At 62.5% G+C, this 26,993-nt stretch carries 24 protein-coding genes and 2 riboswitches; of the genes, 6 read left to right on the top strand and 18 right to left on the bottom strand.

Annotation, left to right across the window (positions count from 1 at the left end; translation table 11 throughout):
* Positions 1 to 73 precede the first annotated feature (73 nt).
* From ileS to phaeop14_RS02465, 3 genes are all read right to left on the bottom strand, one after another.
* Entirely contained in the window at positions 74 to 3,118 is a 3,045-nt protein-coding gene (ileS, locus tag phaeop14_RS02475) for an isoleucine--tRNA ligase (protein ID WP_096788667.1), read from the bottom strand.
* 242 nt (positions 3,119 to 3,360) lie between these two features.
* Positions 3,361 to 3,849, bottom strand: coding sequence for a DUF2269 family protein (locus tag phaeop14_RS02470; RefSeq protein WP_096788666.1), 489 nt, complete (start codon positions 3,847 to 3,849; stop codon positions 3,361 to 3,363).
* A gap of 1 nt (position 3,850) precedes the next feature.
* Positions 3,851 to 4,873, bottom strand: a complete 1,023-nt coding sequence (locus tag phaeop14_RS02465; protein WP_096788665.1) for an SDR family oxidoreductase — start codon at positions 4,871 to 4,873, stop codon at positions 3,851 to 3,853.
* A 156-nt stretch (positions 4,874 to 5,029) separates the two neighbouring features.
* On the opposite strand from phaeop14_RS02465, the gene phaeop14_RS02460 reads away from it, so the two are divergent.
* Positions 5,030 to 5,440: a group III truncated hemoglobin gene (locus phaeop14_RS02460; RefSeq protein WP_096788664.1), complete on the top strand. Its 411-nt coding sequence runs from the start codon at positions 5,030 to 5,032 to the stop codon at positions 5,438 to 5,440.
* Positions 5,441 to 5,536: 96 nt separating this feature from the next.
* Here the strand turns inward: phaeop14_RS02460 and phaeop14_RS02455 are convergent, their stop codons facing one another.
* The 3 genes from phaeop14_RS02455 to phaeop14_RS02445 are packed head-to-tail and all read right to left on the bottom strand — an operon-like array spanning position 5,537 to position 8,540.
* Positions 5,537 to 6,592 (bottom strand): YcjF family protein, encoded by a 1,056-nt coding sequence (locus phaeop14_RS02455; RefSeq protein ID WP_096788663.1) that lies wholly within the window; start codon positions 6,590 to 6,592, stop codon positions 5,537 to 5,539.
* Positions 6,589 to 7,128: a GNAT family N-acetyltransferase gene (locus phaeop14_RS02450; RefSeq protein ID WP_096788662.1), complete on the bottom strand. Its 540-nt coding sequence runs from the start codon at positions 7,126 to 7,128 to the stop codon at positions 6,589 to 6,591. The genes phaeop14_RS02455 and phaeop14_RS02450 overlap by 4 nt, the downstream gene beginning before the upstream one ends.
* Positions 7,125 to 8,540 (bottom strand): YcjX family GTP-binding protein, encoded by a 1,416-nt coding sequence (locus phaeop14_RS02445; RefSeq protein ID WP_096788661.1) that lies wholly within the window; start codon positions 8,538 to 8,540, stop codon positions 7,125 to 7,127. The genes phaeop14_RS02450 and phaeop14_RS02445 overlap by 4 nt, the downstream gene beginning before the upstream one ends.
* Before the next feature lie 145 nt (positions 8,541 to 8,685).
* On the opposite strand from phaeop14_RS02445, the gene truA reads away from it, so the two are divergent.
* Positions 8,686 to 9,462, top strand: a complete 777-nt coding sequence (truA, locus tag phaeop14_RS02440; RefSeq protein ID WP_096788660.1) for a tRNA pseudouridine(38-40) synthase TruA — start codon at positions 8,686 to 8,688, stop codon at positions 9,460 to 9,462.
* Positions 9,463 to 9,931: 469 nt separating this feature from the next.
* On the opposite strand, the gene queF is transcribed toward truA, so the two are convergent.
* The 9 genes from queF to phaeop14_RS02395 form a co-directional block, all read right to left on the bottom strand.
* Positions 9,932 to 10,396 (bottom strand): preQ(1) synthase, encoded by a 465-nt coding sequence (gene queF, locus phaeop14_RS02435; protein ID WP_096788659.1) that lies wholly within the window; start codon positions 10,394 to 10,396, stop codon positions 9,932 to 9,934.
* Positions 10,397 to 10,421: 25 nt separating this feature from the next.
* Entirely contained in the window at positions 10,422 to 11,219 is a 798-nt protein-coding gene (gene queE, locus phaeop14_RS02430) for a 7-carboxy-7-deazaguanine synthase QueE (RefSeq protein ID WP_244905799.1), read from the bottom strand.
* Positions 11,216 to 11,569, bottom strand: a complete 354-nt coding sequence (gene queD / locus phaeop14_RS02425) for a 6-carboxytetrahydropterin synthase QueD (RefSeq protein ID WP_040172681.1) — start codon at positions 11,567 to 11,569, stop codon at positions 11,216 to 11,218. Before queD ends, queE begins: the two co-directional genes overlap by 4 nt.
* On the bottom strand, positions 11,569 to 12,267 hold the full coding sequence (queC, locus tag phaeop14_RS02420) for a 7-cyano-7-deazaguanine synthase QueC (RefSeq protein ID WP_040180362.1): 699 nt from the start codon (positions 12,265 to 12,267) through the stop codon (positions 11,569 to 11,571). The genes queD and queC overlap by 1 nt, the downstream gene beginning before the upstream one ends.
* Before the next feature lie 263 nt (positions 12,268 to 12,530).
* Entirely contained in the window at positions 12,531 to 13,769 is a 1,239-nt protein-coding gene (locus tag phaeop14_RS02415) for an acyl-CoA dehydrogenase family protein (RefSeq protein ID WP_096788658.1), read from the bottom strand.
* 145 nt (positions 13,770 to 13,914) lie between these two features.
* A complete protein-coding gene (gene gcvP, locus phaeop14_RS02410) occupies positions 13,915 to 16,764 on the bottom strand; it encodes an aminomethyl-transferring glycine dehydrogenase (protein WP_096788657.1) in 2,850 nt (949 codons plus the stop codon).
* 141 nt (positions 16,765 to 16,905) lie between these two features.
* Entirely contained in the window at positions 16,906 to 17,268 is a 363-nt protein-coding gene (gene gcvH, locus phaeop14_RS02405; protein WP_024098303.1) for a glycine cleavage system protein GcvH, read from the bottom strand.
* A gap of 30 nt (positions 17,269 to 17,298) precedes the next feature.
* Complete coding sequence (locus phaeop14_RS02400) at positions 17,299 to 17,505, bottom strand: hypothetical protein (protein ID WP_145957389.1); 207 nt, start codon at positions 17,503 to 17,505, stop codon at positions 17,299 to 17,301.
* A 102-nt stretch (positions 17,506 to 17,607) separates the two neighbouring features.
* A riboswitch (glycine riboswitch) is annotated at positions 17,608 to 17,676 on the bottom strand.
* 1 nt (position 17,677) lies between these two features.
* Positions 17,678 to 17,783, bottom strand: a riboswitch (glycine riboswitch).
* A 123-nt stretch (positions 17,784 to 17,906) separates the two neighbouring features.
* Complete coding sequence (locus phaeop14_RS02395) at positions 17,907 to 19,358, bottom strand: glutamine synthetase family protein (protein ID WP_096788655.1); 1,452 nt, start codon at positions 19,356 to 19,358, stop codon at positions 17,907 to 17,909.
* 399 nt (positions 19,359 to 19,757) lie between these two features.
* On the opposite strand from phaeop14_RS02395, the gene phaeop14_RS02390 reads away from it, so the two are divergent.
* From phaeop14_RS02390 to phaeop14_RS02375, 4 genes are all read left to right on the top strand, one after another.
* Complete coding sequence (locus phaeop14_RS02390) at positions 19,758 to 20,528, top strand: IclR family transcriptional regulator domain-containing protein (protein WP_096788654.1); 771 nt, start codon at positions 19,758 to 19,760, stop codon at positions 20,526 to 20,528.
* 180 nt (positions 20,529 to 20,708) lie between these two features.
* Positions 20,709 to 21,539 carry a bifunctional allantoicase/(S)-ureidoglycine aminohydrolase gene (locus phaeop14_RS02385; RefSeq protein ID WP_193438257.1) on the top strand — a complete coding sequence of 277 codons (831 nt, stop codon included), beginning with the start codon at positions 20,709 to 20,711 and terminating at the stop codon, positions 21,537 to 21,539.
* A gap of 115 nt (positions 21,540 to 21,654) precedes the next feature.
* Positions 21,655 to 22,167, top strand: a complete 513-nt coding sequence (locus phaeop14_RS02380) for a hypothetical protein (protein ID WP_096788653.1) — start codon at positions 21,655 to 21,657, stop codon at positions 22,165 to 22,167.
* Between the two features lie 120 nt (positions 22,168 to 22,287).
* On the top strand, positions 22,288 to 23,277 hold the full coding sequence (locus phaeop14_RS02375; protein ID WP_193438256.1) for a type I glyceraldehyde-3-phosphate dehydrogenase: 990 nt from the start codon (positions 22,288 to 22,290) through the stop codon (positions 23,275 to 23,277).
* Between the two features lie 105 nt (positions 23,278 to 23,382).
* Here the strand turns inward: phaeop14_RS02375 and phaeop14_RS02370 are convergent, their stop codons facing one another.
* The 3 genes from phaeop14_RS02370 to puuE form a co-directional block, all read right to left on the bottom strand.
* Positions 23,383 to 24,810: a uracil-xanthine permease family protein gene (locus tag phaeop14_RS02370; protein WP_040180380.1), complete on the bottom strand. Its 1,428-nt coding sequence runs from the start codon at positions 24,808 to 24,810 to the stop codon at positions 23,383 to 23,385.
* A 140-nt stretch (positions 24,811 to 24,950) separates the two neighbouring features.
* Positions 24,951 to 25,436, bottom strand: a complete 486-nt coding sequence (locus phaeop14_RS02365; protein WP_096788651.1) for an ureidoglycolate lyase — start codon at positions 25,434 to 25,436, stop codon at positions 24,951 to 24,953.
* Positions 25,437 to 25,479: 43 nt separating this feature from the next.
* A complete protein-coding gene (gene puuE / locus phaeop14_RS02360; RefSeq protein ID WP_096788650.1) occupies positions 25,480 to 26,895 on the bottom strand; it encodes an allantoinase PuuE in 1,416 nt (471 codons plus the stop codon).
* Positions 26,896 to 26,993: the final 98 nt, after the last annotated feature.

Genomic DNA, 26,993 nt, shown 5'->3' with positions numbered 1-26,993 from the left:
CAGATCCCGTTGGGGATCTGAGATCACCGCTGTCTGGGGCAGCACCGGCTACCCACCTGGACGGATCGCTCTCTTAGCTCAGCGCCGCATCGCAGCGCCCGCAGACGCCCGCGTGGCTGTGGTTGCCAACATCGGGCAGGATCTTCCAGCAGCGCTGACATTTGTCGCCATCGGCCTTCTCAAACACCACCGACACGCCGTCCACCTCGGGCATGCGGAAGGCTTCTGCCGGGGCCGGATCGCCGCTGAGGGCGATATCGGAGGTGATGCAGACATCGGCAAAATTCACCGATTTCAGCGCCTCCAGCACCTCCGGATCGCGCACATGCACCACCGGCGCGGCCTCCAGCGAGGCACCGATCACCTTGTCCACGCGCTGCACCTCAAGGGCGGCGGTGACCACACGGCGGGCCTGACGGACCTTGGCCCATTTCGCGGCCAGCGGCTCATTCAGCCAATCCGCCGGGGTCTCGGGAATGTCCTGCAAATGCAGCGAGCTATCCTCACCGGGGAAGCGTTCCAGCCAGACCTCTTCCATGGTGAAGACCAGGATCGGCGCCAGCCAGGTTGTCAGGCGGTGGAACAGAATGTCCAGCACGGTGCGGGCCGCACGCGCGTTCAGCGTATCGCCATCGCAGTAGAGCGCATCCTTGCGGACATCGAAATAGAAGGCCGACAGATCCACGGTGGCAAAGTTGAACACCGCCGAGAAGACGCCCTGGAAATCAAAGGCCTGATAGCCGGTGCGGACCTTGTGATCCAGCTCCGCCAGACGGTGCAGGACCCATTGTTCCAGCTCCGGCATATCCGCAGGCGCGACCCGCTGATCTTCGGAGAAATCCGCCAGGCTGCCGAGCATATAGCGCATGGTATTGCGCAGGCGGCGGTAGCCATCGGCGACGCCTTTCAGGATCTCCGGCCCGATGCGCTGGTCGGCGGTGTAATCGGTCTGCGCCACCCAGAGACGCAGGATATCCGCGCCATACTGCTGGACGATTTTCTCGGGCACGATGGTGTTGCCGAGCGATTTGGACATCTTGTTGCCCTTCTCGTCCAGCGTGAAGCCATGGGTGACCACATTGCGATAGGGCGCGCGCCCCTTGGTGCCACAGGCCTGCAACAGCGAGGAGTGGAACCAGCCGCGGTGCTGGTCGGTGCCTTCCATATAGACGTCGGCGATGCCGTCCTCGGTCCCGTCTTCGCGGTCGCGCAGCACAAAGGCGTGGGTGGAGCCACTATCGAACCACACGTCGAGCACGTCGAACACCTGATCGTACTCCTCAGGGTTCACGATGCCGTCCAGCATCTTGTCCTTGAAGCCATCGGTGTACCAGACATCGGCGCCGTGCTCCTCGAACTCAGCCACGATGCGGGCGTTCAACTCCTCGTTGCGCAGGAGGAAATCGGGATCAGTCGGCAGCACACCCTTCTTGGTGAAGCAGGTGAGCGGCACGCCCCAGGCGCGCTGGCGCGACAGCACCCAGTCCGGGCGGCTTTCGATCATGGAATAGAGACGGTTCCGACCGGTCTGCGGGGTCCACTGCACCAGCTGATCGATGGAATTGAGCGCGCGGGTGCGGATGGTGTCGCCCATCTCGCCCATGCCGTCGTCCAACTCGCGGTCGACGGAGGCAAACCACTGCGGCGTGTTGCGGAACACGATTGGCGCCTTGGAGCGCCAGGAATGCGGGTAGCTGTGGGTGACGCGGCCCCGGGCGATGATGCCACCGGCCTCAACCAGCTTGGCAATCACGGCGGTGTTGGCTTTGCCTTCCTTGCCCTTCTTGTCAAAGACCTGAAGCCCGGCAAAGAACGGCACATGCGGCAGAAACTCGGATTCTTCGCCCACATTGTGGGTCATGCGGTCAATCCAGTTGCGCGCCACGAAACACTCGTAGTCATCGGCACCATGGCTGGGCGCGGTGTGCACAAAACCGGTGCCCGCATCATCGGTGACATGATCGCCATCGATCATCGGCACGTCATAATCCCAGAAGCCCGGACTATCGGAAACCCCTTCTTCGCGCATGTAGGGGTTCAGCGCGAGGAATACTTCTTTGGAGATCTCGGAACCCTCAAGGCCTGCGAGGGGATGCTTCAGGGTCAGGCCATCGAGTTCGGAGGCCTCGACATCGCGAACCTTGGTGAATTCGGTGACGCGGGACTTCGCCAGCGCGTCTGCGGCCAGCGCATCGGCAAAGAGATACAGCTCACCCGGTTTGGTCCAGCTCTCTTCCTGCGTGGCGTCGACGCGGTAGAGGCCATAGGCGACCTTCGGGTTATAGGCGACAGCCTTGTTCGAGGGGATGGTCCAGGGGGTGGTGGTCCAGATGACAACGCGGGCTTTCGCAAGTTCTGCAAACGATTTCTGCTGTTGTTCGCTCTCGACCAAGCTGTTCGCGCCAAACGATCCCTTATGGATGCCAAACGGCACCCAGATGGTGTGGGATTTGTGGTCGTGATATTCGATCTCGGCCTCAGCCAGGGCGGTTTTCTCAACCGGGGACCACATCACGGGTTTGGAGCCCTGATAGAGCGTGCCGTTCATCAGGAATTTCTGGAATTCCCCCGCGATCACCGCCTCGGCGTGGTAGTTCATGGTCAGATAGGGATCATCCCAATTGCCGGTGATGCCGAGACGCTTGAACTCCTCGCGCTGGATACCGACCCATTCATCGGCAAAGGCGCGGCATTCCTGACGGAAGTCGACAACCGGCACCTCGTCCTTGTTCTTGCCCTTCTTGCGGTACTGCTCTTCGATTTTCCATTCGATCGGCAGGCCATGGCAGTCCCAACCCGGCACGTAGCGCGCATCAAAGCCCATCATCTGGTGCGAACGCACGATCATGTCCTTGATCGTTTTGTTCAGCGCGTGGCCGATGTGCAGGTGACCGTTGGCGTAAGGAGGGCCATCGTGCAAGGTGAAGGGCTTGCGTTCCGCGTCCGTGCCCTTGGCGGCGGCGGCCTTTTCGCGGAGTTTGTCATAGACGCCAATCTGGGCCCAACGCTCCAGCCAGCCCGGCTCCCGCTTGGGCAGGCCCGCGCGCATCGGGAAATCGGTTTTGGGCAGATTGAGGGTGTCTTTGTACTCAGGCGTCTGAGGCGTGTCGGCACACATGTGCAGCGTCCTTTGGATGATCTGGTCGTGTTTTGGGATATTCGGTTCGGTGCGATGGCTCAAGCACCTTTGCCCGGCGGCTCACGTGGTCAGAGCGCCGGGGATATAATTCGAATAATGATGGCCGCAACATGGGACATGGAGGCCTTATAGGGCGGCACGGCAGGAGGGTAAAGCGGCAGATGTGCTACGGTGGGCAGAACCACGGCTGCGGCCAACCTCACAATAATCGGCGTTGCGCGTCATCCAAGCCATTTGATCGTCAGGTCAGGCCGGGCCAGCATCAACCAGACAATGGTCAAAACGGCGGCAAAGGCCGGGATCCCGCAGGCAAACCAGATTGCGAAGAGGCGATGATACCGCGCCGGTAATTCTGTGCTATTGGTAACGGCCTCGCGTGCGAGATTGCGCAGTCGCAATTGGATCCAGACCACAGGCAGCCAGAACGCGCCGGTGACGATATAAAGCGCGAGCGAGAGAGCTATCCACCCCTCGCTCAGCGGCCAGCCCAACCGCCAAGCCAGCAGCCCGCCCGTGATGGGCTGTATCACCACTGCGCTGGTTGTGAACAGCAGGTCAGCAAGTACGACCACACCGGCAGTATGCGCAATGAGCCGCGCATCACTCGTTCGATGGGCCATCAGCATGAAAAACGCGATGCCCGCACCTGTCCCCAGCAGAACACAAGCGCCAAGCACATGCAGCCAGCGCAGGATCAGATCCGGATCCATATCACCGTGCCTCCAGCATCTGATGCGCAATCAAGGCAAGCGTTACTCCCGGTATCACCTTCACCATCGGCCCAAGCGGATCCGCCCAAAGCCCCGGCGTTACGATGGTTGCTGAAATCAGATAGATCAGTGACACTGCAACCATGGCCAGACACGCCCGCCCTGCCCAAGGCCGGTAGAGGATTGCAACTGCAAGTGCGATATCAACAAAGGACCAGAACACCACAGTGGCCTTTGACAACGGCGCGCTCCACCCTGCAACCTGTAGGAGTTTTGCAGCGCTTTCGACCTGCCACACCCCAATAAGACCTGATGCCAACCAGAAAAGGCAAAGCGTCGCGATGACAACCGGCATCATCAGGGCCATCCTCGCATCAAGCCGGTGTTCCCGCCCGACCGAGATGCTACGCAATGCCTGATCCAAGGGCGGAATGCTCCGCCCGGTGGCGGTTCGGTAAGCCAACGGGTTGCCCGTCACACCATCCTTCAAAACGGCGATTGCAGTGCTGCGCAGCGGGGAGCGCCAGCCAAGATGCCCTGCCACATCGGCCAGTCGGGCCGCGACAGGCAGGATCCAGTCCGGCACTCTCAAGATCAGGCGCGGCGGCCGAAAGCCGAGCCAGCGCCGTGTCGCCGACACCACATCTTCCAGCGAGTGGGGCGTGTCTTCGACCAGATCATAAACACCCGTCGGCAGTCTGCCGATCGCCGCAGCAACTACTGCATCTGTCACATCGTCAATCATCACCGACTGCACCGGTGTTTTTGGCAGTGCGACTGGTTGAATGACCGGTACCGCAGCCAGCATGCGAAGCAAAAGCGTGCCGCCAAATGCTCCCTGCCCAATCACCAGCCCCGGTCGTAGAATGGTGACACGCGCGCCACTCGCAAGAAGGGCAGCATCGCCGCGCGCCTTGCTCCGCATGAACTCCGTTGACGCCTCCTGCCGCAGCGCCCGGACCACCTGGGCGCCGATAAAGCCGTAAGCCCCCAAGACAAGCACATGCCTCGCTTGCTGTGACATTGCCCTACCCTCATTCCATTATGGGGCGACCCTACCGTGTCCAAGATCGAGATCCAGTCAAAAGCGCCGCACAATTGGTCGCAGGGATTGCCCCGCACGGCGGGTGTACCGGCGGGGCGCTCTGGTGTAGCGACGGGGTGGAAAGGTGGAGTTCACATGGTCCAGACGTCCCTCGCGCGGTTTGACATTACGGCAGAGCAGATCGCCTATGTGGTGGATATATTCTATGCGCGGGTGCGCGGCGATGCGGTGCTGGGGCCGGTGTTTTCGGCGCATGTGGAGGATTGGCCGGAGCATGAGGCGCTGATCACCCGGTTCTGGCGCAATGCCATCCTGCGGGAGAAATGTTACAGCGGCAATCCGATGCGGGTGCATGTCAGTAGACCCGATGTAAAGCCCGAGCATTTTGCGATCTGGTTGGGCCTGTTTCACGAGGTCTTGCAGGCGGAGCTGCCGGAACGAACCGCGCTGCAATGGGGCGCTCTGGCGGACCGGATCGGCGAAGGGTTCCGCACCGGAATCGTCGCCATGCGCCAGCCAAAAGACGCACCGCCAAAGCTGTTCTGATCGTCTGATCCGCGCGGGCACAGGAGTTTCCGCGGCCGCAGATGCCTGGCAGGGCCAGCGCTTCCTCGCGGCCTTGGGCGTGGCTCATGCGGGTGGCTAGGTGTCTTTGGTGAAGAGGCCAGTGAGGGCGCGCTGGATAACCTTGCGGGTCCGGGGTTTCTGCGCCTTGGAGAAGGTCATCGGACGGCAGACTTCCATGGCGGCGATGCCAACGCGGGCGGAGAGCGCACCATTCACCAGACCTTCGCCGAAACGGCGGGAGAGTTTGGACAGGATCGATCCGCCCAGCACCGGTTCCAGCAGGTCATCGCCAACAGCGACAGCGCCAGTGGTCACCAGATGGGCGAGCACCGCGCGGGTAAGCCGCCAGGAGCTGAAGAAGCCGGAGCGCCCGCCGTAGATATCGGCGATGCGGCGGATCATCCGCAGCGAGGTCACCAGCGCCGTCACCACATCGGCCAACGCCAAGGGCACCAGCGCGGTAACGGTTGCGACCTGTCGGGCGCCGCCCTCAACCACGCGCAGGGCGCGGGCATCCAGCGGCGCGAGCAGCTCTGCCTCGGCGAGATGCAGCAGCGCGTCGGCGTCCATGATGTCGCTCTTGCGCTCGTCCAGTCGGGCCAACCCCCATGTGAGATCCTTGCGCCCGCGGTAAAACCGTTCCAGTCCCGCGACATAGCTGCGGGCGGCCTTCAGATCAGCGGTGGCATCAGCGGCCTGACCCCCGGCGGGGTCGGTCGGGTCCGCTGAAAGCAGCGGTTGCGCGTTGCGCAGGCTCTCGACCCGGCGCAGGCGGGAGAGGGCTGCGAGTTCACGCAGGCCCATCAGGAGGGCCAGAAGGACGGCCACGGCAAAGCCTGCGGTGATCGCCCAGCCCAGGAGCGGCACGCGGTCAATCAGCCCGGTGACAAACTCCCAGGCCGCGACCGAGATGACCGCCCCGATCAGCGCCGTCAGACAGGCCCAGAACCAGCGCGCCAGACGCGAGGGGCGACGGCTGGCCAGTACGGCGGCCTGCGCCAGCGCGGGCTGCGGCAGGTCGCTGCTGGCGCCGTCCAAATCCGGGACCGGCGGCGCGCTGGCCACATCCGGGGTTTCGTCTGCGGTGGCGCTGTCTGTGAGGTCGAAGAGGACGGCATCCTTGCGGCTCATGGCGTGTCCTTCTTCGGGCGATCCGGTTTGCCGGCTGAGGGCTTTGTCACTGCGGCGGCGCGGGGTTTGAGTTCAGGCTTCGACGAGGGTGCGGGCCAGATGTATTGAATATCCGGCAACCCTTCGTCGTTGCGCGCGCCATCGGTGCGGGTCTGTTCGACGAAGCCTTCGCGCAGGTAGAACCGCTGCGCGCCTTCGTTGGCCTGAAACGTCCAGAGCTGGAGCGGCGACTGCACCGATTTGGCATAATCCAGCAGCAAGCGGCCAAGCCCCTGCCCGCGCGCCGTGTCGCGCACATAAAGCGCGCAGATCTCCGCACCGTCGCGGGCCAGAAACCCCTCTACCCGTCCGTCGATCTGCGCGATGGTGACCCAGCCGCGATCAATCATGGTGCCGCAAAAGCTAATCGCCTCGGCCCCGGTGTGCTGCTTGGGCATCCAGGGGGTATCAACCTCGAAGCGGTGCAGGATCTCGGCGATCTTGCCGGCATCGGTGCTGCGCGCAACACGCAGGATGGGCGGGGATGAGGCTGTCATAGGCGATCTCCAATCAGGAATTCCGCCGCCCGGTCCAGGCGGATGTGGGGCGGGCCATCGCCGGGGCGCAGGGTGAGTGGGGCCGGTGCAAAGGCCATGGCCTGATAATCCCCATCGAGCCAGCTTTCGGCGCCCTGACGGGCCGGGGTCAGCAGGTGCGAGGGATCTTGCGGCAGGGCACCGGGATAAAACGCGGCCGGTTTGCCGCTGTCCAGAAGGGTGCCGCGCACACAAGGCAGATCGCTGCCATTGTGGCTGCGCAGCTCCTCCGTCGTGGCGCGCAGCGCGGCGAGCGACAGGGCCGCCGTCTCCGCCCCGGCAAAGCGGGCGCGATCCCGCGCGTCGCGGGTCAGCGCCTCGATGATGGCGGTCAGCTGGGGGTGCTGCTGGTGATGCAGGTGATCAGCCTTGGTCGCCGCAAACAGGATTTTCTCCACCCGTTTGCCGCGCAGGATCTGGCGCAGAAAGCCGTTTCGGCCCGGACGGAAGGCCGCAAGAATATCGGTCATCGCGTGGCGCAGATCCTCCACAGCGCGGGGGCCGGAATGGATGGCGCTCAGGGCATCAACCAGCACCACCTGCCGGTCAATGCGGGCAAAGTGATCGCGAAAGAAGGGTTTGACGACCTTGGATTTATAGGCCTCAAATCGGCGCTCCATCTCGCGGTGCAGGGACCGGCGGGGGGCGGTATCCGACAGCGGGATTGGCGCGAAGGTCAGCACCGGGGAGCCCGCCAGATCGCCGGGCAGCAGGAAGCGCCCCGGTGTGCAATCATAGTAGCCAGCGGCTCGGGCGGCCTGCAGATAGGCCGCAAATGCCCCGGCCAAATCTTGCGCCAGCGGCTCATCATGCGGAGCGGTGGCGTCGGCCTTTTGCGCCAGATCCAGAAACGTCTGCGCCTGCGCGCGACCGCGGATACGGGTCAGCACCTCATCGCACCATTGAGTATAGGATTTGTCGAGAAGCGCCAGATCCAGCAGCCATTCGCCGGGGTAATCCACGATATCCAGATGCAGCGTGCGCGGCCCCTGCAAGCCCGACAGCAGCCCGTTGGGCTGGACCCTGAGGCTGAGCCGCAGCTCAGACACGGCCCGAGTGCTGTCGGGCCAATAGGGACGCGGCCCCGTGAGGGCGCCAAGGTGATTTTCATAGTCAAAGCGGGGCACGGTGTCGTCCGGCTGGGGTTGCAGAAACGCCGTCTCAATCCGTCCTTCGCGCGCGGCAGACAGCTGCACCATACGGCCCCGGTTCATCAGATTGGCCACCAGCGAGGTGATGAACACCGTTTTGCCCGCGCGGGCCAGACCGGTGACGCCAAGGCGGATCGAGGGTTCAAACAGGCTCTCCGATAGGGAGGCGCCCGCCCCCTCGACGCTGCGCAAAACCCCGTCTGCCAGTGATGATAGTCCCAAAGGTTTGCCCCGCCTTGCGGCCCCTGCGTTGGACCGGATCCTTGTTCAATCCGACCAAGATAGGCGTTGGCGGGGCGTGATACCACCCCGGCGCAGTAGTGGCAGGGACTTGTGCCGCAGCTCCGGCCGCGTTACTTGCCCGCCCATGCCGCGTTTTGCTCTGAAAGTCGAATATCACGGCGCGCCCTTCGCCGGGTGGCAGCGCCAGAAGGATCAGCCCTCCGTACAGGGGGCGATCGAGGATGCGCTTGCGCGGCTGGAACCCGGCCCGCATACGATTGCAGCGGCGGGGCGCACGGACACCGGCGTGCATGGTCTGGGTCAAGTTGCGCATTGCGACATGGTGAAGGATTGGGATCCGTTCCGCCTGTCCGAGGCGCTGAATTTCCACCTGAAGCCAGCGCCCGTGGCGATTGTCGATTGCGCCCGTGTGGAGGGAGACTGGCACGCGCGATTTTCTGCGGTTGAGCGGCAGTATCTGTTTCGCATCCTGATCCGGCGCGCCCCGGCAACCCATGAGGCCGGACAGGTCTGGCAGCTCAATCACGATCTGGACGCCGACGCGATGCAGGAGGCGGCCAATCATCTGATTGGTCAGCATGATTTCACCACCTTCCGGTCGTCGATCTGTCAGGCGGCAAGCCCGCTGAAGACACTGGACGAATTGCGGGTTGAGCGGGTTCAGGGTTTTTCAGGGCCGGAGATTCATTTTCATGTGCGCGCGCGGTCCTTCCTGCACAATCAGGTGCGCAGCTTTGTCGGCACGCTGGAGCGGGTCGGCGCGGGAGCCTGGGCGCCCGAGGATGTGAAAACCGCGCTAGAGGCCGAGGATCGCGCCGCCTGCGGGCCGGTCTGCCCCGGTCACGGGCTCTATCTGGCGCGCGTCGGATACCCTGACGATCCCTTTGAGATTGCGGAATAGTTTTCCAAGTGAGCCGTATCCGACTGCGCGGTTCATCGCAGAAAAGCGTGCCAAGATTTGCGCCTAGAACTGAGAGATGGCGGCAGAGCCGGGGTCGTGATGGGCAGCCGTGGCCGTCGTCTCTAACGACCAGCTGCCGGGCGCAGGGCCAGCAGCAAAAGACGTTACACGGAATTACCACTGGATGTGCCGTCCACCCCTGCCGGCTTTGATGTCTACGGTCACCCGATCAAACGACAATCAGCGTCGGCCAGATTGTCGCCACTTCGGGCTGAAACGCATTGCGGAGCAGATACGCACCCCTCTTCCCGGCGCTGCCATCACACCACCGTAGAGCCCCTCACAACTTGGGTCCGCTGCGGTTGGATGAACGCCAAGAGGTTTGGAAGTTTACGAGCCGGAGCGCGCTGCAGAAATACGTGACCAAGAGCGCCAGAAGGATGCGTAGCGGAGTTCCGATGGCACCGGGTCAGCCGCGACCGCGGTATGGGGGCACCCCTTGGTCTGGGATCCATACCCCTTCGGGCAGCGGGCCGGTCTGCCAGAACACATCAATCGGGATGCCACCACGCGGGTACCAATAGCCGCCGATGCGCAACCACTGTGGTGCAAGAAAATCGGCCAGACGGCGCGCAATCGACACCGTGCAATCCTCGTGGAATGCTCCGTGGTTGCGGAATGACCCCAGGAACAGCTTCAGCGATTTGCTCTCCACCAGCCATTTGCCCGGCACGTAGTCGATCACCAGATGGGCAAAATCGGGCTGGCCCGTCATCGGGCAGAGCGATGTGAACTCCGGCGCCGTGAAGCGTATGTTGTAAGCCACATCAGCCTGCGGATTGGGCACCCGCTCCAGCTCGGCGTCTTCGGGGCTTGCGGGCATCACCGTGGCCCCACCCAGTTGTTTCAGGTCTTTGTAGATATCATCAGTCATTTTGTTGTCTCCTCACTCCACGCGTTCAGACGCCACGTTTGTTGCCCCAGACCAGCACATGCAGCTGCGGCAGCACACGGGGGGCGAACCAGCGGTCGGCGGTTACTTTTTCAATCAGCCAATGCAGCCGTTCGGTGGCAGCGGTCAGATCCACCGGTGTTTCGGGATCAACCTCCGGGTTGCCCGGCTGCAGGTAAAGCGGCAGGTCAGGTCGGCGATGAGCCACCGCCTTGGCCCAATCGTAATCGCAGTCATCGAAGATCACGATTTTCAGCACGATCTGAGCGCAGCCCCTGGCAGCCAACAGACAGTGGTCGAATTTCTGCCAGTCCACGCGGTGACCGCTGGAGGGGGGTTTTGGGCTGAGCACAAGGGTATCGAGGGCCGCAAACCAAGGCTGGCTGATCGAGCCTTGTGTCTCGCAGGCGAAGCGATAGCCTGCCTCCTTGCCCATAGCGATCAGCGGCGCGAAGTTCTGGATTGCCGGGTTGCCACCTGAGAGCGAGACCGTCAGTGGCTGGCCACCGCTGAGGCGGGTCACCTCCTGCCAGACCTCATCTGTGGCCATCGGTGCCCAGGTGTCGCGGAAGCGGCTGTCCACCGCATGCAGGCTGTCGCACCAGCTGCAGCGATAGTCACAGCCCCCCGCGCGGACAAATACGGTGGGTTCACCGATCAGCGCCCCTTCGCCCTGGATTGTCGGACCAAAGATCTCCGCGATACGCAGCGTCGTCGGCGCCGAACGGCTGGCCCCTTGCCTATGCGCAGGGGAGGGTGTGTCACCGGTCGCGCGCACGGCGCGCGGTATCAGAACCTCGGTCATGGTCGGTATTCCGCCCAGGTCTTGGGCGTCTCAGATACCCGCACCGCGGCGGTTTCCGGCCAGCGGGCAGCACACCAGTCATAGAAATGGCGCGCCATGTTTTCTGCGGTGGAGGGGCCCTCCATCACATCATTCAGATGGCGGTGATCAAAGCTGCCGTCGATGTAAGTCTTCAGCGGTGCCAGCTCGTGATAATCCCGCACAAACCCATCGCTGTTCAGTTCAGCGCCCGCCAGTTCGACCACCACGATGTAGTTGTGCCCATGCAGCCGGGCACATTGGTGATCTGCTGGCAGATGCGTCAGCTGATGCGATGCGGAGAAGTGAAATTCCTTGGTGATCCGGAACATTATGCGCCCCCCTCTTTGATGGCGGTGCGCCAGAAATCCGGGTCAGCGTAGACTGTGGGATCCACGACCCCCGCCAGATCGAAGGCCTCACGGCGTTCGACGCAGGTGCCACAGCGCCCGCAGTGATGTTCACCGCCTTTGTAGCAGGACCATGTCTCGGCAAAGGGGGTGTTCACCGCCGCGCCTTCGGCAACGATATCCCCTTTGGAGCGATGCACAAAAGGCGTCACCAGCGACACATCGGCATAGCCATCCAGCGCCATGCGTTGCATCGCGTCGAAGGCATCGGTGAACGCCGGGCGACAGTCCGGGTAGATAAAGTGATCGCCGCCATGCACCGCCGTTGCCACGGCCGTATCGCCCTTGGCGGCGGCAATCCCATAGGCAATGGTCAGCATGATGGCATTGCGGTTTGGCACAACCGTGACCTTCATGGTCTCTTCGGCGTAATGCCCGTCCGGCACATCGATATCATCGGTCAATGCAGAACCGCTGAGCGCGGCGCCGATCGAACGCATGTCGATGATCTCATGCGGAACCCCAAGCCGTTGCCCACAGGCGGCGGCGTAATCGAGTTCCTTGCGATGACGCTGTCCATAGTCGAACGACACCAAACGCGAGAGCTGCCCTTGGGCAGCAAGAATATGGGCAAGGGACACGGAATCGAGCCCGCCCGAGCAGATGACAAGTGTTTTCAAGTTTTCAGTCCTTGTTTTGATATCCGGGTAGGCTGCGACCGGAAGGCGTGCGTATAGCGACTGCCGTTAACCACGGCAAGATATCCACAGAAAATTTCCGCCACGTCAGGATCTGCGGTGATCGACTTTGGCGTGACGTATTTTTTGGTTTCTTTTCAGATCATTAGCCCAAACACAAAAAGCGCCCTCCTAGTGGAGAGCGCCTGAGAGTGGTTTTTGGACGTCCGTTTTCCCAGCACTCCGCAAGGGGCCGGGGCAGACCGTTAACCGAGATTTTCCTGACTGTAGGCTTTCAACTCAGCCCGCGCGACCTGCCTGCGGTGGACGGCGTCCGGACCATCGGCAAGGCGCAGGGTCCGCACATGGGTCCAGGCCTGGGCCAGCGGCGTGTCCTGGCTGATGCCCTGCCCGCCGTGCATCTGCACCGCCTCGTCGATCACCTTCAGCGCGACGCGGGGGGCGACCACCTTGATCTGGCTGATCCAGGGGGCAGCAGCGCGGGCGTCCCCCTGATCCATGTACCACGCCGCCTTGAGGCAGAGGAGACGGGCCATTTCGATCTCCATCCGGCATTCGGCGATGATATCGTAGTTGGCGCCCAGCTGGGCCAGCGGCTTGCCGAAGGCCTCGCGGCGCAGTGAGCGGCGGCAGAGCTGCTCCAGCGCGCTTTCGGCCTGACCAATGGCGCGCATACAGTGGTGAATGCGGCCCGGCCCAAGGCGGCCCTGCGCGATCTCGAACCCGCGCCCCTCCCCCAGCAGCATGTGATCTGCCGGAATGCGCACGTCCGAAAAGCGGATATGCATATGCCCGTGGGGAGCGTCATCATGGCCGTAGACCTCCATCGGGCGCAGCACCTCGATCCCCGGCGCATCCGCAGGCACCACAACCATCGACTGGCGCTTATGTTTGGGCAGGTCGTCGCCGCCAGTACGCACCATGACGATATAGACCTTGCAGCGCGGATCCCCAGCGCCAGAGGCCCACCATTTTTCGCCATTCAGCACATAATCATCACCGTCACGTACGCAGGACATGGAGATATTGGTGGCGTCAGAGCTGGCGACATCCGGCTCCGTCATCAGATAGGCCGAGCGGATCTCTCCCTGCAGGAGCGGCGCCAGCCATTGCTGTTTCATCGCCTCGGTGCCGTAACGCTCAAACACCTCCATATTGCCGGTATCCGGCGCGGAGCAGTTGAAGACCTCTGCCCCCAGCGGCGTTTTACCCATTTCCTCAGCGAAATAGGCGTATTCCACGGTGGAGAGGCCAAAGCCCTTGTCGCTGTCGGTGAGCCAGAAATTCCACAGACCCTGCGCCTTCGCCTTGGCTTTCAGGCCTTCAAGGATTTCGGCCTGCCGGTCAGTGTATTGCCAGCGGTCGCCCTTGCCGATTTCGGCGTGATACGCGGCCTCCATCGGCATGATCTCGTCGCGGATCATCGCCGCCACCCGGTCCAGAAGCGCGCGGTTTTCGCTCCGCATTCCCAAGTTCATATCCATCCCGGCGCCTCATTTGATTGTTTCGTTTGACTGCAGCATGGCGCGCGGATTGCGGCGCTGTCCAGCCGCGTGACGGGACGTCACGGGCGGATCACCGCAGCTAGGCAAAAGAAAACGGGCCCCGAAGGGCCCGTCTGCAAGCGGTTTATTCTGCCGCCTCTGCGTAGTCCTCCATGGGGGGGCAGGTGCAGACCAGATGGCGGTCGCCGTAGGCGTTGTCGACACGGTTCACCGGCGGCCAGTATTTGTCGACCCGGAACGCCCCCGGAGGGAAGCAGCCCTGTTCGCGGGAATAGGGGCGATCCCAGTCTTTCACGAGGTCTTCCATCGTGTGGGGGGCGTTTTTCAGCGCGTTATTGTCCGCATCCAACTCGCCCGCCTCTACTGCGCGGATTTCCTCGCGGATCGACAGCATGGCCTCACAAAACCGGTCCAACTCGGCCTTGGTTTCGGACTCGGTGGGTTCCACCATCAGGGTACCAGCAACGGGCCAGGACATGGTTGGTGCGTGAAAACCGCTGTCGATCAGACGTTTGGCCACATCATCCACGGTGACATTGGCGCTGGCCTCAAACGGGCGCGTGTCCAAGATGCACTCATGCGCGACGCGGCCCGTGGGCCCCTTATAGAGCACATCATATGCCCCTTCGAGACGCTTGGCGATGTAGTTGGCATTGAGGATCGCCACCTTCGTCGCCTGGGTCAGACCCGCACCGCCCATCATCAGGCAATAGGCCCAGCTGATGGTCAGGATGGAGGCAGAGCCGAAGGGCGCGGCCGAGACCGGGCCTTCCTCCCCGCCGGTTTCGGGGTGACCGGGCAGATGTGGCTGCAAATGCGCCTTCACCCCAATCGGACCCATGCCGGGGCCGCCACCACCATGCGGGATGGCAAAGGTTTTATGCAGGTTCAGGTGGCTCACATCGCCGCCCAGATCACCGGGACGCGACAGGCCCACCATCGCGTTCATATTGGCCCCGTCGATGTAGACCTGACCGCCGTGATCATGGGTGATCTGGCAGACCTCATGCACGGTTTCCTCAAACACGCCATGGGTCGAGGGGTAGGTGATCATGCAGCCTGCGAGGTTTTCGGCGTGTTTCTCCGCCTTTTCACGAAAATCATCGAGGTCGATATCGCCGTTTTCGGCGGATTTCACCACCACAACTTTCCACCCCACCATCTGGGCAGAGGCCGGGTTAGTACCATGAGCGGACATCGGGATCAGACAGATGTTGCGATGGCCCTGCCCGTTGGCGCGGTGATAGGCCGCGATGGACAGAAGGCCCGCATATTCGCCCTGCGCGCCAGAGTTCGGCTGCATGGAAATCGCGTCATAGCCGGTGATCTGGCACAGTTTCTCTGACAGGTCGCTGACCATCTCGGCGTAGCCCTGCATCTGATCAGCAGGCGCAAAGGGGTGGATATTGGCAAATTCCGGCCAGCTGAGCGGCATCATTTCTGCCGCGGCGTTGAGCTTCATCGTGCAGGAGCCCAGCGGGATCATCGCGCGGTCCAGCGCCAGATCGCGGTCGGCCAGACGGCGCATATAGCGCATCATCTCGGTCTCGGCCCGGTTCATGTGGAAAATCGGATGCGTCAGGTAATCGGATGTGCGGTGCATGTTCTCTGGCACGCGATACTCAGGCGTGAAATCATCGTCGCCGCGGCGGATGCCGAAGGCGCGCCAGACCGCTTCGATGGTCTCTGAGCGAGTCACCTCATCCAGGGTGATACCAACGCGGGTTTCGCCAACCCGGCGCAGGTTCAGCCCTTCGTCCACGGCGGATTTCAACACCGCCTTCTGCAAGGGGCCAACATCCACGGTGATCGTATCGAAGAAGGATCTGGGATCCACCCTGAAGCCTGCCTCCTCCAGCCCCTTGGCCAGACGGACAGTTTTGCGGTGGATGCGCTGCGCGATGGCTTTCAGACCTTTGGGGCCATGGAAGACCGCATACATAGAGGCCATCACCGCCAGCAGGGCCTGCGCGGTACAGACGTTGGAGGTCGCCTTCTCGCGGCGGATGTGCTGTTCGCGGGTTTGCAGCGACAGGCGATAGGCGCGGTTGCCATGGGCATCGACCGACACGCCGACGATGCGGCCCGGGATCGCGCGTTTATAGGCATCCTTGGTGGCCATATAGGCCGCATGCGGACCACCGGCGCCAACCGGCACGCCAAAGCGCTGGGTCGAGCCGACAGCGATGTCGGCGCCCATCGCGCCCGGCTCCTTCAGCAGGGTCAGCGACAGCGGATCTGCCGCGACAACGCCGATGGCCTTATGCGCGTGCAGCTGGGCGATGTGATCGGTGAAATCGCGCACATGGCCATAGGTGCCGGGATATTGGAACAGCGCGCCAAAGACCGCCGAGGCATCCAGCCTATCCGGGTTGCCGACAATCACCTCAATCCCCAGCGGCGCGGCGCGGGTCTGGATCACCGCGATGTTCTGCGGGTGGCAGTCGCGATCGACAAAAAACGCCTTGGCCTTTGATTTGGAGACCCGCTGCGCCACAGTCATCGCCTCGGCGCAGGCGGTCGCCTCATCCAGAAGCGAGGCATTGGCGATTTCCAGACCGGTGAGGTCTGAAATCATGGTCTGGAAATTCAGCAGCGCCTCAAGACGGCCCTGCGAGATTTCGGGCTGATAGGGCGTGTAGGCCGTGTACCATGCCGGGTTTTCCAGAATGTTGCGCTGGATCGCGGGCGGGGTCACGGTGCCATGGTAGCCCTGACCAATAAGCGAGGTCTTCAGAACGTTCTTGCCCGCGACCTCACGCATGTGATGCAGCAGCTCACGTTCGGACAACGGGCGGCCAAACTCCAGCGCGGCGGCCTGACGGATGGTGGCGGGCACGGTGTCGTCGATCAGCGCGTCCAGGCTCTTGGCGCCGACCACGGCAAGCATGTCATCCATTTCCTCGGGTGACGGGCCGATGTGGCGGCGGTTGGCAAAGTCGTAAGGCAGATAATCCGTGGGTTCAAAAGACATATGTCGCCCTCTTCAGTAACAGGAGGTTAAGGCAGCAGGAGGCTGCGGGCAGGCCCGATCTTGCGGCTGGTTGCCGCGATCTATGCGGGAACAGCGATCAAAAAACCCCGCCGCGCAAGAGGCGCAGGCGGGGTGGAAGGATCAACCGATGAAGTCCTTATACCCGGCTTCATCCATGTAATCGTCCATCGGCGACAGATCGGAGGGTTTGATCTTGAAGAACCAGGCATCGCCCTGCGGATCCTCATTGATCTTGCCGGGATTGTCGGCCAGCGCCTCATTCACCTCGACGATCTCACCGTCCAGCGGCGCCAGAATATCGGAGGCGGCTTTGACGGATTCGATCACGACGATCTCATCATCTTTGGACACTTCGGTGCCGACCTCGGGCAGTTCCACAAACACGACATCACCCAGCTGCTCGGCCGCGTGGCTGGTGATGCCCACTGTGATCAGATCGTCGCCTTCCGGCAGCAGCCATTCGTGTTCTTCGGTAAATTTCATCGGTCTCTTCCTTTGGAGGTGGCGCTGGCGTCAGCGTCTGCGGCGGCCCGCCCGGTTGGACGGTCGTGGTTTGGTGGTGGTGATCTGCGACATCATGGGGGTGATAACGGCGGCCTCTGCCCGGTCCCGACCGAACAGGTCGACGCAGGGTAGGTCGACGCAAGGCTGGCCAGCGCCGGGGACCCCGCGCACATCGGCGCGGGAGAAGTCTGGTTGTCCCGAAGTCTCAGCAGCCATGCCGATCCATCCCATGTGTTTCAGGGCCGGTCCGATCCGCTGTGGTGGCATGGTCCCGGCATCAAATCGTACGCGCAGGCCATGCCTGCACGATGTGATGCCCCCTCTGTCCCTTTGCCTGAGATCGTTATCCCTTCGGCGCCCCGATTTGATCAGGGTCTCTCCAGAGTGTGTTGCGCCTGCGGTCCCTGTGGCCTGAGAGTTTCCGGGGCGGTTGCTCCTTCGGCACCAAAGTCGGCGGTCAATTGCCACCGCGCTGGTTCTCCCGCATACGCCTGTATACGCTAGCAATAATATCGTTTCTCTTCAAGCTGCAATGCCGCCGTCTGGTGGCATTTCCGACAGGTGGCATCGCCGAATCCGACAGCCGTCAAGTGATGGGCTGTGATGGCGCATAACCATCAGTAAAGATTAAAATATTCGGCCTGCTCCCATTCGCTGACAGTATCCAGATAGCGGGACCACTCGACCTCCTTCAGATGGGTGAGATAGTCGACCACATCCTCCCCCAGCGCGCTGCGAAACAGCTCCGATGAGGAGAAGGCCTGCAAGGCCTGACCCAGCGAGCGCGGCAGCTTCTCCGCGTCATCAGAATAGGGCGACGCAGTCGGGGCCGGCGCCTGCCTTCCCGCCATCAGCCCCTCACTGCCCGCGATAATCTGGGCAGCCAGTGCAAAATACGGGTTGGCGGTGCTGTCTGGCGCGCGGTTTTCGATCCGGCTGGTGGGATCACCGGGCCGCATAAGTCCCCGCAGCATCGCGCCACGGTTGTCTTCCCCCCATTGCACCCGATTGGGGGCCAATTGATAGGGCAGATAGCGTTTGTAGCTGTTCACGGTTGGCGCCACCAGAACCGAGGCGGCCTCCGCATGGGTGAGCAAACCCGCAATCCAACCGCTGGCTTCAGCGGTCAGCGTGCCCGCGACCTCCGGCATGAAGAGGTTACGCCCGCTCTGGGTGTCGATCAGCGATTGATGGATATGCCAGCCATTGGCCATGGCATGATCCTGCCGGGGCTTGGCCATGAAACTGGCGTGCAACCCGTTGGCAGCGCAGACCTCCTTGGCCATGGTGCGAAACATCACCATGGCGTCGGCCTGCGTCATCGGGTCAGCGGGGTCAAAAGTGAACTCGAACTGGCTCGGCCCCATCTCGATTTCCACGGTGCGCACCGGCAGGCCCAGCGCCTGCGCATGACGCCGCAGGGCATCCAGAATGCCCTCGGCCTCAGCGTAGCGGGTTTCGGTCAGATACTGATACCCCTGGATGAGGTTGCGCGTCTCAACAGGTGCCCCTGGCATGCCCTGCTGGGCGTGGCCCAGCGCAGGGTCGACCCGCTCAAAAATCTGAAACTCAACCTCCAGCCCGACCACCGTCTGAAGCCCCTGCTCCGCCAGCGTTGCCACCGCATGCTCCAACACATGGGCTGAGCCGAAGGGCACGGTTGCGCCGTCGTGAAAGGCCACATGACAGAAGATCCAGGCCGAATGCGGCGACCAGGGCAGCACCCTAAAGGTCTCAGGACGCGGCACCAGCAGAACGTCACTGGCACCCTGCATTGGTGTGACCACCTCCTCCGGGTTTTCGCTCCACACCGGGAAGACAGTGCGATGCGCGGTGTCTTTCAGCAGCAGCGTTGAGGGCACCGCGATCCCCTGCTCGAACAGCGACCGCAGACCGGCAGCAACCAAGGTCTTGCCACGCAGAATGCCATGTTGATCGGCAAACAGCACCCGCACAGTTTCCACCCGCGCGGCCTCGCATTGCGCCAGCACCGCCTCTGCGTTGTGACAAGCCTGCTCCGAAAGCAGCCCCTTGCGCGCCAGCGCGCCCTTGTTGAGCGATGTTGTCATCTTGTGATCCGGCCTTCTTCCTGTACGCACCCCCGGACACCGTCACGTAACCGCCCCCAATTTGTGACGTTGCGTCCGGTAACCTCTATGCCCACCTGCTGCACCGCTTTTGTTATGCAACTGGATAATTTAAGCTTGAACTAAAAAACTAGTTCAGGTCCAGTCTCTTATCAGGAGCCAAACGGAAAAACTGCAAATTTGGCAAGGATTTCCGCATCTAGCTGAAGACCGAAAACAACATACCACTCAAGGTGGCAAAATGGGGACATCTAGGAACTCGCCAATCATGAACCAGGTCCATGGAAGTCGCACCATGGAGCCACAGACAGGATGGTAAGCCTGATTGATTGCATGTTTCGGTGACCGGAGGGACGCTGACGCGTATTTGTGGATTAGACAATGAGTGAACAAGACCGAAATATTTCCTCCAGCTTTGCCAAGGGGCTGGCTGTTCTCGCTGCATTTGATGCTGCAACCCCGACACTGACGCTGGCCGATATTGCCCGGCGCACCGGCCAGGACCGCGCCACCGCGCGGCGCGGGGCGCTGACGCTTGTGCAGGCGGGGTATCTGCGCCAGCAGGGCCGTGTCCTGTCGCTGACGCCACAGGTGCTGGCGCTGTCGGGCGGGTTTCTTCAGGCCAATCAATTTGGCCGCAAGGTACAGCCGGTGCTCAACCGTCATGCGCGCAGTCTGGGTGCGGAGATTACCCTTGCAACGCTGGATCAAGGGCGTGTGCTGCTGCTGGCGCAGTCCACAGTTGAACATGCGCCGGTCACTTACGGATTCACGGCCGGGGCCCATATCCCGCTGGTTCACACCAGTCTGGGCCGGATGCTGCTGGGCTGTTTGTCGGCAGACGCCGCCGCTGAAACACTGGCAACAGCGGATATGCCCCGCCACACCGAACAATCGCTGACCGAACCGGGGCAGATCCTTGAGCGGGTCACGACGGCGCGACAGCGGGGCTATGCGGTGACTGACAGCGAGTTTGAGACCGGCATTATCGGCTATGCGGTGCCGGTGTCGCGCCCGGAGCAGCGGCCGATTGTTGTTGGCAGCTCCTCCCCGCGCGGGGTGAACCCGGCGCAGGATACAGAACTGTCGTTGCGGGCATTGCAACTTTGCGCCGCTGAACTGCGCCAGAGCCAAGCCTTGGCTGATCTCTAAGCAGATATGCGGCGGATGGGGGCAGATGCCCCCCTGCCCTATATGCGCCATCACTGCTACCGGCCGCCGCCTCGCCGCCCGATATTCAAAATTTCGCGAAGGATGTTATCCGCAGCGCCCCCCTTGGAGCGCCGCCTGCGAGTCCGCATAAATGCAGCAAGCATCACGAAAGGACCGCCGATGACCGCGCCGCACTATTACACCCCTCAGGGAGGCCATCCCGGTCAGGAACAGTTGCTGACCGACCGCGCCATGTTCACCGATGCCTATGCAGTCATCCCCAAGGGCACGATGCGCGATATCACCACCTCCTATCTGCCGGGTTGGCAGGGCATGCGGATGTGGGTCATTGCCCGCCCGCTGAGCGGCTTTGCCGAGACGTTCTCGCAATATATTGTCGAACTGCAACCCGGTGGCGGCTCCGACGCGCCCGAACATGACAGCGCCGCACAATCCGTGCTGTTCGTGACGGAGGGCGAGGTTTGTCTGACCCTTGACGGGGCGCAGCATATTCTGACGCCGGGCGGCTATGCCTATATTCCGGCGGGTGCGGGCTGGACCCTGCACAACAGCAGCAACAGCGTGGCCGGGTTTCACTGGATCCGCAAACGCTGGGAGGCGGCGCCGGGGCTCGAGAAGCCCGCACCACTGATCACCAATGAGCGCGACATTGCCCCAACAGTGATGCCGGACACCGAAGGCCGCTGGGCCACCACCCGCTTTGTCGATCCGGCAGACATGTCCCATGATATGCATGTCACCATCGTCACCTTCGAACCCGGTGGCGTCATTCCGTTCCCAGAGACCCATGTGATGGAACACGGGCTGTATGTGCTGGAGGGCAAGGCTGTCTATCGCCTTAACCAAGATTGGGTCGAGGTGGAGGCCGGTGACTTCATGTGGCTGCGCGCCTTCTGCCCGCAAGCCTGCTATGCGGGTGGGCCGGGGCGCTTCCGCTATCTGCTCTACAAAGACGTCAACCGGCATATGCCACTGAGCCCCCCGCGCTAACCAAGGGCACGCGTGGCCATTGCCAGAACGCGCAGCACCGTTAAGGTGTCAGGAGTAGCCAACCCCCTGCACGCGGGCCGACCTCGGCCCGCCCGCCCTGACGGAGCCTGCGCCCATGTCAATCATATCTGCCGCGTTCACAGTTGCGTTCACTACCTTGGCTCTGGGGTTAATGACCCTGCTGGCGTATTCGGGCAGTCATCGCAGAGCATCGGTGCCGCGTGTCGCGCCTGCCCAAACAAGGCCCGGATGCCTGCGCACACATACCGCCCGGCGCGTGTGTGGTCTCGCGCTGGCAGCCGCCCTTGGCCCTGCCTTGCTGACCCTGCCGACCGCAGCCGGTGCCGGATCAGACCCCGCGGCGCAGGTAAGCGTGGTTCAGGTTCTGGGCCGCAGCTGGCATGTTGCCCCGGTGGCTGAACGGCAAAGCGAAAGCGGTCGTCTCAGCTCTGGGCGTTACATGGCGCAGCGCCAGAATGCAGAGCTTGACCCGTTGCGCCCACCTGCGGTTCTGAGCGCCAAACAAGCCGTCCGTGCGTTTTACGCAGCCACCGGATGCCGCGCGCGGATCGACAGCATGGTGCGTTCGATCAACGGAGCATATTTCGCGGATCTGGTCTGTCGTTAAGCCGCGATCAGACAGACAGCAGCCCATTGAAACACCGCGCGGGAAAATGTGACCGAAACGGAGGGCCGATTGCCGCTGTTGCGGATTGAGCCGGATGCCGCGCCCTGTCATAGCTTGGCCATGAAACTTGCAATCAACGGATTCGGCCGTATCGGCCGCGCTATTCTGCGCCAGATCCTGACCACGCCGCGCGGCGCCGGGATTGAGCTGGTTTGCATTAACGATATCGCGCCTTTGGACATGTGCGCCTATCTGTTTCAATACGACAGCACCTTTGGGCCCTACCCCGATCCGGTGGTGATCGACGGCGACAGTCTGCGCATCGCCGACCGCGTGATCCGCTTTCACCAGAGCGCGGATCTCAGCACGCTGGACCTGTCGGGTGTTGATGTGGTGCTGGAATGCACCGGCATCGCACGGACCTCGGATGTGGCGGGGCGTGGCCTGTCTGCCGGGGGGCGCAAGGTGCTGATCTCCGGCCCCTCCCCCGCAGCTGAACGCACGGTTGTTCTGGGCGCAAATGAGGCGGAGCTGGGGGATGGAAGGATCATCTCCAACGCCTCCTGCACCACCAATGGACTGGCCCCGCTGGTCAAACTGCTGGACGCGGAGCTGGGCATCAACAGCGCCCATATGACCACGATCCACTGCTATACGAATTCCCAACCGATGGTCGATGCGCCGCGAGGGGATTTTGCCCGCTCGCGAGGTGGCGCGCTCTCGATGGTGCCGACCACGACCTCCGCGACCCATCTGATTGACGAGGTTCTGCCGCATCTGGCGGGGCGGATCAGCGGCGCTGCGGTACGGGTCCCGACCGCCAGCGTCTCCGCCGTGGATCTGGTGGTGCAGACAGAGCGCCCGATGCAGGGCGATCAGATTGCCGACATGTTGCGCGCCGCCGTCGAGGCCGCGCCAGTGCTGGGCTGGACCGATCAACCGTTGGTCTCCTCCGATCTGCGGGCGCGCCCGGAATCGCTGGTCATCGCCGGACCGGAAACACGGGTGACGGGCGCCCATCAGCTGCGAATGTTTGGCTGGTACGACAATGAATGGGGCTTTTCCGCGCGAATGCTGGATATGGCGCGCCTGATGGCCGAGGGCGCATAACACGCCAAGCCTCCCCCGACCGGATTTGGCATATTCTTCGCAAAAATGGGGGCCGCGCAAATCTGCTGCGGCCCCTATTTTCTGTTCTGACTTAGGCCGGTAGCGTTATTCCCCCGGCAGGCTGCCCCGGCCCTGACCGGAAAGGCCGCCGGAAACCTCTTCCGTGGATTCGCTGGCAAGCTCATGTGGCAGCACCAGGTTCAGGACAATGGCGATCAGCGCCGCTGGCAGCAGGCCAGAGGTCATCAGGATCCGCAGCGTGTCCGGCAGATGCTGCACCGCGCCCGGCTCCAGCTGCAGCCCCAGCCCGATGGAGAGTGAGATCGCAAAGATCACCATGTTGCGGCGGTTCCAGTCCACATCCGACAGCATCGAAATCCCGGCGGCCACCACCATGCCGAACATGACAATGACGCCGCCGCCCAGCACCTCAATCGGAATGGTGCGAATGATCGCGCCGACTTTGGGCACCAGCCCGCAGAGGATCAGGAACAGCGCGCCAATTGTCACGACATGGCGGCTCATCACGCCGGTCATGGCGATCAGGCCAACGTTCTGGCTGAAGGAGGTATTGGGCAGGCCGCCAAACACACCCGCCAGCGCAGAGCCGAAACCATCGGCATAGGTCGCCCCGGCGATTTCCTTATCCGTGGCTTCCCGGCCTGCACCCCCACGGGCGATGCCGCTGACGTCCCCGACGGTTTCCACCGCCGAGACCAGCGCCATGAGACAAAAGCCGAGGATCGCCGCTGCGGAGAACTCGATCCCGTATTTGAATGGCACCGGCAGGGCAAAGGCACTGGCGCGCGACCAGCTGTTACCGATCGCCTCAACCGTGACCATCCCCATCATCATCGCATAGAGGTAGCCCACGATCAGCCCCAGCAACACCGCCGAGATCGACAGCATCCCACGGGCGAAGAATTTCAGCCCCAAGGTGACGATGATCACCACCAGCGCCGCTGACCAGTTGAGCAGAGATCCATATTCCGGGGTGCCAATCGCAGGCACGCCGCCGGCCGCGTATTGGATACCCACCTTGACCAGCGCGAGACCGATCATCGTGACCACCAGCCCGGTGACCAGCGGCGGCAGGGCAAAGCGGATGCGCCCGATGAAAAGGCCCAATACCGCATGGAACAGCCCCCCGATCAGCACGCCGCCAAACAGGGCGGCCAGCGCGTCAACTCCCTTGCCCGCAACCAGCGGGATCATGATCGGCAGAAAGGCAAAGCTGGTGCCCTGCACAATTGGCAGCGCCGCGCCAACCGGCCCGAGGGTCAGCGTCTGCAGCAGCGTCGCCACCCCGGCAAACAGCATCGACATCTGGATCAAATACAACAGCTCGGGAAAATCCGGAGAGTTCGAGCCAAATCCAAATCCCGCCGCACCGGCGACGATAATGGCAGGGGTCACGTTTGATACGAACATTGCCAGCACGTGCTGGATGCCCAGAGGCACCGCCTTTGCCAGCGGTGGAGTGTAGTTGGGATCGCGCAGCTGGGCTGGCGTTCCGATTGAGCCGTCGGCCATGGATTTGTCCCTCTCTGTTGATATGCGGTCTGTTGGTCCGTCTTGGTTTGCGGTGTGTCAGCACTCTCGTTCGGCGGAGTGCTTTATGGGAAAGAAAAAGGCGCAAGACCCGGTGGGGCGCTGCGCCTTTGTTTGTGCGGTTACGGTCGGATCACCTGATAGGGGGTGTCGAACCAATGCTCTTCCAGATTGGCCCCGTCGCCGATCCGGTCCACCACGGCAAACAGCCCCGGTGCGGTCAGCGGCGTCAACACCCCGTGCCAAGTGCCCCGATGGAAGTTGATGACCTGGCCAGGCCGCGTTTCAAAGGCCAGCGGCTCCCCCGGTGCGCCGGCTGTGTCCGGCGCGACGATGACCAGAAATCCGGTCTCGCTCATCGGAATGAAGGCCTGACTGCCCTCCGGGTGACGTTCTACCATCAACAAAGGCATCGGCAGCGCGCGCGGTTCAGCGTTGAACAGGCTCAGCCCCGCGCGGCCAGTGCTGAAGTCCAGTTGTGCGCGGTCGTGGTATCGCCCACAGAGCCCCTGATTGATGATCTTGTCCGGTGCTCCGCTGCTATCGACAAGATCCCCGAAGGGGGCAAACCCCTCAGCGCTGATGGGTTGTATTGCAACGGTTTTCATCGCGGGTCCCCGTATATTGGGCACCCAAAGGACGATGGGCGGGTCATGGCAGCAGATCCTTCAGCCGGAATTCCGCGATACGTTCGACCTGTCGGCAGGCTTCGGCAAATTCGCAGGCCCTATCATGGCTGATACGCCGCTCAAAGGCGGCCAAAATCGACGCCTTATCATGGTCGCGCACTGCAATAATGAAGGGAAAGCCGTGTTTTTCCACATAGGCCGTGTTCAGTTGCGTAAACCGTGTGCGCTCCGCGTCCGTCAGCGCATCCAGCCCGGCGGAGGCCTGTTCATTCGTGCTTTCGGCGGTGAGGCGCTTGGCAGCGGCCAGTTTGCCCGCCAGATCCGGGTGCGCGGTCAGCACGCCCAGCCGCTCCTCCTCGCTGGCGGAGCGGAACATCCGACAGAGCGCATTATGCAGCCCTATCGCACGATCATGCGCGGGCCCCAGCTCCAGATCATGGGCCCGTTCGGCAATCCACGGCGAATGTTCGAAAATACCGCCATACGCCTCGACAAATCGTGCGCGGGTCATCTGGCTGGGTCGCTCGCGACGCTGATGCGGATGGGTTTTGGCCCAGTGGTCGGCGATATCGATGCGGCGCGGACACCACACGCCGTCAAATCCCTGGATATAGTCGATAAACCGCTTCAGCCCCGCCGCTTTGCCCGGGCGGCCGATGAGACGGCAATGCAGCCCGACCGACATCATCTTGGGCGCGCCCGCTTCGCCCTCGGCGTAGAGCAGGTCAAAGGCGTCCTTCAGATACTGATAGAACTGCTCCCCCGTGATGTAACCCGGCGCCGTGGCGAAGCGCATATCGTTGGCTTCCAGCGTGTAGGGGATGATCAGCTGATCCCGCGCGCCCACTTCCAGCCAGTAAGGCAGATCGTCGTCATAGGTGTCGGACACGTAGTCAAAGCCACCCTCTTCAGCCACCAGACGCACGGTATTTTCACTGCAGCGCCCGGTGTACCAGCCGCGCGGGCGCGTGCCGACAACCTCCGTATGCAGGCGGATTGCCTCGGCGATGGCGGCGCGCTCCTCCTCTTCGGCCATGTCCTTGTGTTCGACCCATTTCAACCCGTGGGAGGCGATTTCCCAATCGGCGGCCTTCATCGCGGCGACCTGTTCAGGTGCCCGCGCCAGGGCGCTGGCCACGCCGTAGATGGTGACGGGAATATCCGCAGCAGTGAACATGCGGTGCAGCCGCCAGAACCCGGCCCGCGCACCATAGTCGTAGATCGATTCCATGTTCCAGTGTCGTTGTCCCGGCCAGGGCGCCACGCCGGCGATATCGGACAGAAACGCTTCTGATCCCGCATCGCCGTGCAGGATATTGTTCTCGCCGCCCTCCTCAAAGTTCAGCACGAACTGCACCGCGACCTTGGCCTTACCCGGCCAGGCTGCATCGGGCGGCGTCGCACCATAACCGATCATGTTGCGGGGATATCTGTTCATTGCCGGGGGCCTCTTTGCAAACGACTGTCAGTCATTACTATGGCAGAAGATCTACGCGATTTTTCAAATATTCCCGAATACACTATCAGATCTCACAG

It is taken from the genome of Phaeobacter piscinae (assembly GCF_002407245.1).
In the GTDB taxonomy this organism is placed as follows: Bacteria; Pseudomonadota; Alphaproteobacteria; order Rhodobacterales; family Rhodobacteraceae; genus Phaeobacter; species Phaeobacter piscinae.
This window is presented reverse-complemented; position numbering and strand designations above follow the sequence as displayed.

What these genes read in the sequence shown, in the direction of transcription:
- queD (WP_040172681.1), bottom strand. Translation starts at nt 11,569, where the DNA reads ATGTTCCGGATCACCAAGGAATTTCACTTCTCCGCATCGCATCAGCTG.
- phaeop14_RS02400 (WP_145957389.1), bottom strand. Translation starts at nt 17,505, where the DNA reads ATGGCTGCTGAGACTTCGGGACAACCAGACTTCTCCCGCGCCGATGTG.
- phaeop14_RS02415 (WP_096788658.1), bottom strand. Translation starts at nt 13,769, where the DNA reads ATGGATATGAACTTGGGAATGCGGAGCGAAAACCGCGCGCTTCTGGAC.
- queE (WP_244905799.1), bottom strand. Translation starts at nt 11,219, where the DNA reads ATGACCGAGGTTCTGATACCGCGCGCCGTGCGCGCGACCGGTGACACA.
- phaeop14_RS02455 (WP_096788663.1), bottom strand. Translation starts at nt 6,592, where the DNA reads ATGAGCCGCAAGGATGCCGTCCTCTTCGACCTCACAGACAGCGCCACC.
- phaeop14_RS02450 (WP_096788662.1), bottom strand. Translation starts at nt 7,128, where the DNA reads ATGACAGCCTCATCCCCGCCCATCCTGCGTGTTGCGCGCAGCACCGAT.
- phaeop14_RS02380 (WP_096788653.1), top strand. Translation starts at nt 21,655, where the DNA reads ATGTCAATCATATCTGCCGCGTTCACAGTTGCGTTCACTACCTTGGCT.
- gcvP (WP_096788657.1), bottom strand. Translation starts at nt 16,764, where the DNA reads ATGTCTTTTGAACCCACGGATTATCTGCCTTACGACTTTGCCAACCGC.
- queF (WP_096788659.1), bottom strand. Translation starts at nt 10,396, where the DNA reads ATGACTGATGATATCTACAAAGACCTGAAACAACTGGGTGGGGCCACG.
- phaeop14_RS02365 (WP_096788651.1), bottom strand. Translation starts at nt 25,436, where the DNA reads ATGAAAACCGTTGCAATACAACCCATCAGCGCTGAGGGGTTTGCCCCC.
- phaeop14_RS02390 (WP_096788654.1), top strand. Translation starts at nt 19,758, where the DNA reads ATGAGTGAACAAGACCGAAATATTTCCTCCAGCTTTGCCAAGGGGCTG.
- phaeop14_RS02470 (WP_096788666.1), bottom strand. Translation starts at nt 3,849, where the DNA reads ATGGATCCGGATCTGATCCTGCGCTGGCTGCATGTGCTTGGCGCTTGT.
- puuE (WP_096788650.1), bottom strand. Translation starts at nt 26,895, where the DNA reads ATGAACAGATATCCCCGCAACATGATCGGTTATGGTGCGACGCCGCCC.
- phaeop14_RS02395 (WP_096788655.1), bottom strand. Translation starts at nt 19,358, where the DNA reads ATGACAACATCGCTCAACAAGGGCGCGCTGGCGCGCAAGGGGCTGCTT.
- truA (WP_096788660.1), top strand. Translation starts at nt 8,686, where the DNA reads ATGCCGCGTTTTGCTCTGAAAGTCGAATATCACGGCGCGCCCTTCGCC.
- gcvH (WP_024098303.1), bottom strand. Translation starts at nt 17,268, where the DNA reads ATGAAATTTACCGAAGAACACGAATGGCTGCTGCCGGAAGGCGACGAT.
- phaeop14_RS02465 (WP_096788665.1), bottom strand. Translation starts at nt 4,873, where the DNA reads ATGTCACAGCAAGCGAGGCATGTGCTTGTCTTGGGGGCTTACGGCTTT.
- phaeop14_RS02375 (WP_193438256.1), top strand. Translation starts at nt 22,288, where the DNA reads ATGAAACTTGCAATCAACGGATTCGGCCGTATCGGCCGCGCTATTCTG.
- phaeop14_RS02385 (WP_193438257.1), top strand. Translation starts at nt 20,709, where the DNA reads ATGACCGCGCCGCACTATTACACCCCTCAGGGAGGCCATCCCGGTCAG.
- phaeop14_RS02460 (WP_096788664.1), top strand. Translation starts at nt 5,030, where the DNA reads ATGGTCCAGACGTCCCTCGCGCGGTTTGACATTACGGCAGAGCAGATC.
- ileS (WP_096788667.1), bottom strand. Translation starts at nt 3,118, where the DNA reads ATGTGTGCCGACACGCCTCAGACGCCTGAGTACAAAGACACCCTCAAT.
- phaeop14_RS02370 (WP_040180380.1), bottom strand. Translation starts at nt 24,810, where the DNA reads ATGGCCGACGGCTCAATCGGAACGCCAGCCCAGCTGCGCGATCCCAAC.